5 protein-coding genes are annotated in these 7,282 nt (G+C 68.1%); all 5 read right to left on the bottom strand.

The window, feature by feature from the left end:
* Positions 1–868 (bottom strand): SIS domain-containing protein (locus G3O00_RS37980; protein ID WP_241025523.1); only part of this gene is annotated, 868 nt, incomplete at its 3' end.
* Entirely contained in the window at positions 861–1,964 is a 1,104-nt protein-coding gene (gene nagA, locus G3O00_RS37975) for an N-acetylglucosamine-6-phosphate deacetylase (RefSeq protein ID WP_041492962.1), read from the bottom strand. The genes nagA and G3O00_RS37980, both read right to left, overlap by 8 nt.
* A 98-nt stretch (positions 1,965–2,062) precedes the next feature.
* Positions 2,063–2,797, bottom strand: a complete 735-nt coding sequence (locus G3O00_RS37970; protein ID WP_174930765.1) for a GntR family transcriptional regulator — start codon at positions 2,795–2,797, stop codon at positions 2,063–2,065.
* Between the two features lie 325 nt (positions 2,798–3,122).
* Positions 3,123–6,329 carry an error-prone DNA polymerase gene (locus G3O00_RS37965; RefSeq protein WP_206146075.1) on the bottom strand — a complete coding sequence of 1,069 codons (3,207 nt, stop codon included), beginning with the start codon at positions 6,327–6,329 and terminating at the stop codon, positions 3,123–3,125.
* Positions 6,330–6,335: 6 nt separating this feature from the next.
* Positions 6,336–7,282 (bottom strand): DNA polymerase Y family protein (locus G3O00_RS37960; RefSeq protein WP_206146074.1); only part of this gene is annotated, 947 nt, incomplete at its 5' end.

The following is a 7,282-nucleotide window of genomic DNA, read 5'->3' as shown; positions in this document are numbered from 1 at the left end:
CGATCCATTCGTCGACGGCCGGCAGCCCGCGGGCGATGCACGCTTCGAGATCGGCCCGGTTGTCGACCGTCTCGCCGTGATGGCGCAGGTGGCGCACCAACGCGTGCAGCGACGCGCGCGCGAGCAGCGGATAGTCGCGGGCGACCAGCTCCATCGGGCCGTGACGGACTTCGGCGCTCGAGAACGCCTCGGCCTGGATGCCGGACGTTTCCTTCAGCTTCAGCGCGGCTTCCTGCGCGATCGCGAGGCCCAGGCCGCGGCCGATCACGATCATCCGTTCGACACCGGCCAGCGCGGCAACGGCCTGCGACCAGTCGAGCTGGCCGGCTTGCGCGAGCACGTCGGGCAGGCCGCGCAGCGCGGTCACCAGCGCGGCGTCGCGCTGCCAGTACGCGACGATCTGCGCGGACAGCGACAGCATCGCGATATAGCTCTTGGTCGCGGCCACCGACAGTTCGGGGCCGGCGAGCAGCGGCAACTGATGCTCGCACGCGTCGGCGAGCGGCGACGGCAGCACGTTCACCGCGGCGACGGTGCGCGCACCGGCTTCGCGCAGCGCGGCCATCGTATTGACGAGATCGGGGCTCTTGCCCGACTGGGAGAAGGCGATCGCAAGCTGGTCCTGCACCTTCAGCGGCGCCTGCTGCAGCGTCGCGACCGACATCGGCAGCGACGCGACCGGCACGCCGAGGCGGCTCATCGTCAGGCTCGCGAAATAGCTCGCAGCGTGATCCGAGCTGCCGCGCGCGACCGTCAGCGCGACGGCCGGCGGGTGATCGAGCAACTGGCCGGCGAGCGCTTCGACGCGCGTGGTGTCGGCGATCTGCGCGGCGACGACCTGGGCGGACTCGCGCGCTTCCTTAAGCATATTCGACAATCGATTCTCCTTCGACATAGGTCGCGGTGAGGTTCAGGTCGCGATCGAACACCGCGAGGTCGGCCCATGCGCCGCGCTCGAGGCGGCCGCGATCGGTGACGCCGAGGTAGTCGGCCGCATAGCGCGACATCCGGTTCGACACGTCGGCGATCGGCAGGCCGAGCGACACGAGGTTGCGCAGCGCCTGGTCCATCGTCAGCGTGCTGCCGGCGAGCGTGCCGTCGGCGAGGCGCACGCCGCCGAGGCACTTCGTCACGTGCTGGCTGCCGAGCCGGTATTCGCCGTCGGGCATGCCCGTTGCGGACGTGCTGTCGGTCACGACGTACAGGCGCGGGATCGCACGCAGCGCCGCACGAATCGCGCCCGGGTGGACGTGCAGCAGGTCGGGGATGATTTCCGCGTATTCGGCGTGAGCAAGCGCCGCGCCCACCAGGCCCGGGTTGCGGTGATGCAGCGGCGACATCGCGTTGAACAGGTGCGTGAAACCGCATGCGCCGTGCTTGAGCGCGGCCACCGCGTCGTCGTAGGTCGCGAGCGAATGGCCGAGCTGCACGCGCACGCCGCGCGCGGCCATCTCGCCGATGATCTCGATGTGGCCGGCGATTTCCGGCGCGAGCGTGACGACGCGGATCGGCGCGATCGACAGGTACTTCAGCACTTCGTCGAGCACGGCCGACACGGCCGCGTCGGGCTGCGCGCCGAGCTTGCCGGGGTTGATGTACGGGCCTTCGAGGTGCACGCCGAGCACGCGCGCGCCGCCCGGCGTACGGGTGCGCGCGACGCTGCCGAGGTTGCCGACGACTTTCATCAGTTCGTCGCGCGGCGCGGTCATCGTCGTCGCGAGCAGGCTCGTCGTGCCGAATTGCGCGTGCGTGCGGGCGATCGTCTCGATCGCATCGCCGCCTTCCATCACGTCGGCGCCGCCGCCACCATGCACGTGCAGGTCGATGAAGCCGGGCAGGATGTAAGGCGCGTCGTTCTTCGCGGGATCGACGGGCTTGCCGTCGAGGGTCGTAATGCGGCCGTTTTCGCTATCGAGCGAACCGTGAATCCAGCCGTCGGGGGTAAGGATGTTTCCAGTCAGCATGACGTTCTCTTGATGATCTGGTGACGCGGGCATCCGCGTCGTGATTTGCAAATCCGTGTCGTTGCTTCACGCGTGTCGCGCGCGGGCAGTCTCGCGCGTCAGCGTTTCAGTTCGGCGACGAAGTCGTAGTAATCGTCGCGGCAATACGTTTCACTCATTTCGATCGCGCGCTGGTCGGCACCGTAGCCGATCCGCGTGATCACCAGCAGGGCCGAACCCGGCTTCACCGCCATCCATTTCGCGATCGCGTGGGTCGCGTTCGCCGCGCGAAAGTGCTGCAGCGCGCGCACGACGGTCATCCCGCGCGCTTCGAGGTATTCGTACAGCGACGCGCCGAGCACCTGCGGATCGGGCACCACCGCGGCCGGCAGCGTCGAGTGCTCGACCGCCATCACGATGCCGTCCGCGCGGCGCAGCCGTTCGAGCCGCGCCACCGTCGCGCCGGGCGCGAGGCCGAGACGCGTGATCTCGTCGCGGTTTGCGGCGCGCAGCGTGCGCGACAGCCACACCGAATCGGGCACGAAGCCGCGCTGCTGCATCTTCGCGGTGAAGCCGACGAGACGCGACAGCGGATCGGCGACGCGCGGCGTGATGAAACTGCCCGCCCCGCGCGCCCGCTTGATCAGCCCCTGCTCGACCAGCAGCGCGAGTGCGCGACGGGCCGTGATCCGCGACACGCCGACCGACACCGACAGCAGTCGCTCCGACGGCAGCGCCTCGCCGGCTCGCCACGCGCCGGCGTGGATCGCGCTCGCCAGGTTGCGGGCGAGCTGCAGATAAAGCGGCGTGTCGCTGAGGGGATCGGGCGCCAGTTCGGACCAGCCGGTTTCCATGTGCCTCCGGGTGTCGGACGACGACCGCAGGCCGTCGAAAGTGAGGGCATTATATAACCACCATAATACCAGTCAACGAACTGGTATTAGTGGTGCGGAAATCGCCGAAAGCCTTGCCCGGCAAGCGTTTTAGTCCTCACAAACCCTTTGTTTACAACGAAGTACGGGATAGGGATTTACCCGGATTGGTATGCAAGGGGACAGTTCCAGTACGCGGTTCGGCCAGGTTTTTGGCGCGAATATGAGACCTGAATAGGACCAGTTGAGCCGACTGGTATGCACGAACGGCGAGGCACCGCGCGTTCGGCGGCACGCGCCGTTTGCGTCAGTGGAATTCGCGGCTCGAGGTGCGCAGGCCGCCGAGCAGCGGCGTCAGATCCTCGAAGTGCTGCACGACGAGGTGCCTCACGTCGCTCGCGACCTGCCACACGCCGGACGCGGCAAGCAGCCGCGAATCGAGGGTTTCGCGGCGCTGCCGCGCGAGCAGTTCGGGCCGGACGATCAGGTTCACGCAGCCCGTTTCGTCCTCGAGCGTCATGAACATCACGCCTTTCGCGGTGCCCGGCATCTGCCGCGCGGTCACGAGCCCGCACGCGCGTGCGAGCCGGCCGTCGGGGCGGTCGTGCAATTCGGCCGCGGACGACAGCCGCCGCGCGCGCAGCTCGGGCCGCAGCAGCGCGACGGGGTGGCGGTTCAGCGTGAGGCCGGTGGTGTGATAGTCGGCGAGGATGTCGTCGGCTTCCGACGGCGCGCCGAGCGCGGGCTTCTCGGCTTCGTCGATCGGCGCGGTCGCGAGCAGGTCGCGTTCGGGGGCGGCTGCCACCGCTTGCCACAGCGCATCGCGACGATGGCCGGCGAGCATTGCAAGCGCGTTCGCGGCGGCGAGCGCTTCGAGATCGCGGCGTTCGAGTTGCGCGCGGCGTGCGAGGGTGTCGACGTTGTCGAACGGGCCGGCCGCCGTGCGTGCGGCTTCGATGCGGCGTGCGGCGGCTTCGCCGAGCCCACGCACGAGCGACAGGCCGAGCCGCACGGCCGGCTGGCCGTGCGGAGGTGGCTGGTCGGGCAGCGCTTCGAGCGAGGCTTCCCAGTTGCTTTGCGTCACGTCGATCGGCAGCACCTGCACGCCGTGACGCTTCGCGTCCTGCACGAGTTGCGACGGCGGGTAGAAACCCATCGGCTGGCTGTTCAGCAGCGCGGCGAGGAAGATCGCCGGTTCGTGGCATTTGAGCCAGCTGCTGGCGTACGCGAGTTTCGCGAAGCTTGCTGCGTGGCTTTCAGGGAAACCGTAATCGCCGAAACCCTTGATCTGTTCGAAGATCTGCTCGGCGAAGTCGGGTGGGTAATCGCGCTCGCGCATCCCGTCGACGATCTTGCGGTGATATTGCTCCAGATTGCCCTTGCGCTTCCACGCGGCCATCGCACGGCGCAGCTGGTCGGCCTCGCCCGGTGTGAAGCCGGCCGCGATCATCGCGATCTGCATCACCTGCTCCTGGAAGATCGGCACGCCGTATGTACGTTCGAGCGCGGGCTTCAATTCCTCCTTCGGATAACTGACCTTTTCGATTCCCTGGCGCCGTTTCAGATAGGGGTGTACCGCCCCGCCCTGGATCGGCCCCGGCCGCACGATCGCCACCTCGATCACCAGGTCGTAGTAGGTCTCCGGGCGCAGGCGCGGCAGCATCGACATCTGCGCGCGCGATTCGATCTGGAACACGCCGACCGTATCGGCACGACAGATCATGTCGTAGGTGGCCTTGTCATCCTGCGGAATGTGCTTCAGCGTGAACGGCTCACCATCCGGCTCCGGCGGCCCGCGCCACGCGGTACGCATGTCGAATGCGCGATGCAGCGCCGACAGCATGCCGAGCGCGAGCACGTCGACCTTCATCAGCCCGAGCGCTTCGAGATCGTCCTTGTCCCACTGGATCACGCGCCGCCCGTCCATCGCTGCGTTCTCGACCGGCACGAGCCGCGTGAGCTTGCCGCGGCTGATCACGAAACCGCCCGAGTGCTGCGACAGGTGGCGCGGAAAGTTCAGCAGCCGCGCGGCGAGCCGGGCCCACGCCAGGATGAGCGGCGTCTCGGGATCGAGCCCGATCGTCGAGAATTGCTGCAGCAGGTCGCGGCTGCCATCGAACCAGCGGTGCGCTTTCGCGACACGATCGACCAGCATCGGATCGACGCCGAGCGCCTTGCCGGTTTCGCGCAACACGCCACGCGGGCGGTACGTCGATACGGCGGCGGCGAGTGCTGCGCGGTTGTGCCCGTATTTTTCGTAGATATGCTGGATCACCTCTTCCCGGCGCTGATGCTCGAAGTCGACGTCGATATCGGGCGGCTCGCCTCGCTCCGCGCTGATGAAGCGCTCGAACAGCATCGTGCTCTGCTCGGGATTCACCTCGGTGATGCCGAGGCAGAAGCAGACGACCGAGTTCGCCGCCGAGCCGCGCCCCTGGCACAGGATGTTCTGGCTGCGCGCGTATTTGACGATGTCGTAGATGGTCAGGAAGAACGGTTCGTAGCTCAGCTGCGCGATCAGGTCGAGTTCATACCGGATCTGCTTAGACACCTTCTCCGGCACACCTTGCGGATAGCGCGTGGCCGCCCCGGCCATGGTTTCCTGTTCCAGATAGCTCGTCGGCGTGAGCCCCTTCGGCACGATCTCGTCGGGATACTCGTAGCGCAGCGTGTCCAGTTTGAAATCGCACGTATCGAGAATCGTGCAGGTTTCCTCGATCTCCGCCGGCGAATACAGATTCCCGATCCGGTTCCGCCCACGCAAATGCTGTTCCGCATTCGGCGCAAGCGCATACCCGCACTCGGAAACCGGCATGCCGACGCGAATCGCCGTCATCACGTCCTGCAGCTCCTTGCACGAGCGCCGGTGCATCGTCACGTCGCCGAGTGCGACGATGCGCACGCCACGCCGCTCGCTCGCCGCACGAATCTCCTCGCGCTGCGCACCGTCCAGCGCGCGCTGCAATTGCACGAGCCCGAGCCGTGCACGTTCGCCGAAGGTCGTGCGGAACCACGCGACCTGCGCATCGAGTACGTCGGCACGCACCGGATACGTCGGCACGAGAATCGCGAAGCAGTCAGGGATGCCGCGCAAGTGCGCAAACTCGGCAGGCGGCGCCGACAGCATCCGCGACGTCAGCTGGTAAGTGCCCTTCGGCGCTGCCATCCGCCGCCACGAGATCAGCTCGGACAGGTTGCCGTAGCCCTCGCGGTTCTGCGCAAGCAACACGAGCCCGAACGCCCCCGGGCCCGGATCGTGGCCGGGCGCGACTTCATCCGGCGTGACGTCGAAATACGAACCGATGACGAGCGGCAGCCCTTTCGCCTTCGCCGCGACGTGCATGCGCGGTGCGCCCGCAAGCGAGCATTCGTCGGTGATCGCGATCCCGCGATAGCCGAGCTCGAACGCACGCTCGACCAGTTCCTCCGCATGCGACGCGCCATGCAGGAACGAAAAGTTCGAACGGCAGAACAACTCCGCGTAATCGGGCAGCCAGCTGAATTCCGCAACCATGACCGTTCACCCGAACAGGCCGTGCAGGAACCAGCGCGGCTCGGCCTCGCTGCCCGCCCGCTCCTTGAACACCCAGTAGCACGCACCGGCCTCGTCCTGCGCGACGCAGTAATCGCGCGCAGCGAGCTGACCGTCGAACCATCCGGCCTCGATCCGCTCCACCGACGACATCATCCTGAGCGGCGTATGAAATACCGGCCGCTCCCCGCGCATCAACAACGGCAGCGGCTCCGCGAGCAACCACGCGGGCCTCGGCGGCACGGCCGGCGGCCCGGCAGCCGGCTTGCCGGCCTGCGCATCGAGCGTCAGCCAGCGGTTCGCCGCCTCGGGCCGGTGATCGGCGACGGGCGCCGCGCGCAGCACGTTGTCCGCGCCGAGCCGTGCGACCAGCCGCTCGAACAGCCGCGCACGCGTCTCGCGCGTGCCGCCCGGCTCGGGGAACAGATCGTCGGCCGGCGGCGCGACCGATTCGACCCGCGTGGCCTTCAGACGCACCGCAATCACCGCAGCCGGCAACTCGACGCGCGCGAGCCGCTCGCCGAGCAGCCGCATGAAATGCGCCTCGTCACGCACCGGCGACGCGAACGCAAGCTCGAGCGGCGTCGGCGGCACGGCCTGGCGGCCGCGCTCGTGTTCGAGATCGAACGTCATCGCGGCCAGCGACAGGTGCCGCGCGGCCAGCCAGCCGCAGAGCTGCACGACGAGCCGCCGCGCCACGAACAACACGGCTTCCGCGTATTCGACACGCTCCTGCAATTCGAGCCGCACGTCGAACACGGGCGGCACCGCCATCCATGCAAGCGGCTCGACCGCATCGCCATACGCGCGATCGAGCGCGGCCAGCAACGCGGGACCGCAGCGGCGCTGCAGCCCCGCGCGCGGCAGGCCGCGCAGATCGGCGAGCGTGCGGCAACCGAGGCCGTCGAACCAGCCCGCATACGGACGCGCATCGG

The sequence above is a fragment of the Burkholderia sp. Ac-20384 genome, assembly GCF_017104605.1.
GTDB classification, from domain to species: Bacteria; Pseudomonadota; Gammaproteobacteria; order Burkholderiales; family Burkholderiaceae; genus Burkholderia; species Burkholderia lata.
Note: the sequence above shows the minus strand (reverse complement) of the source record. Positions and strands in the feature narration are given on the sequence as shown.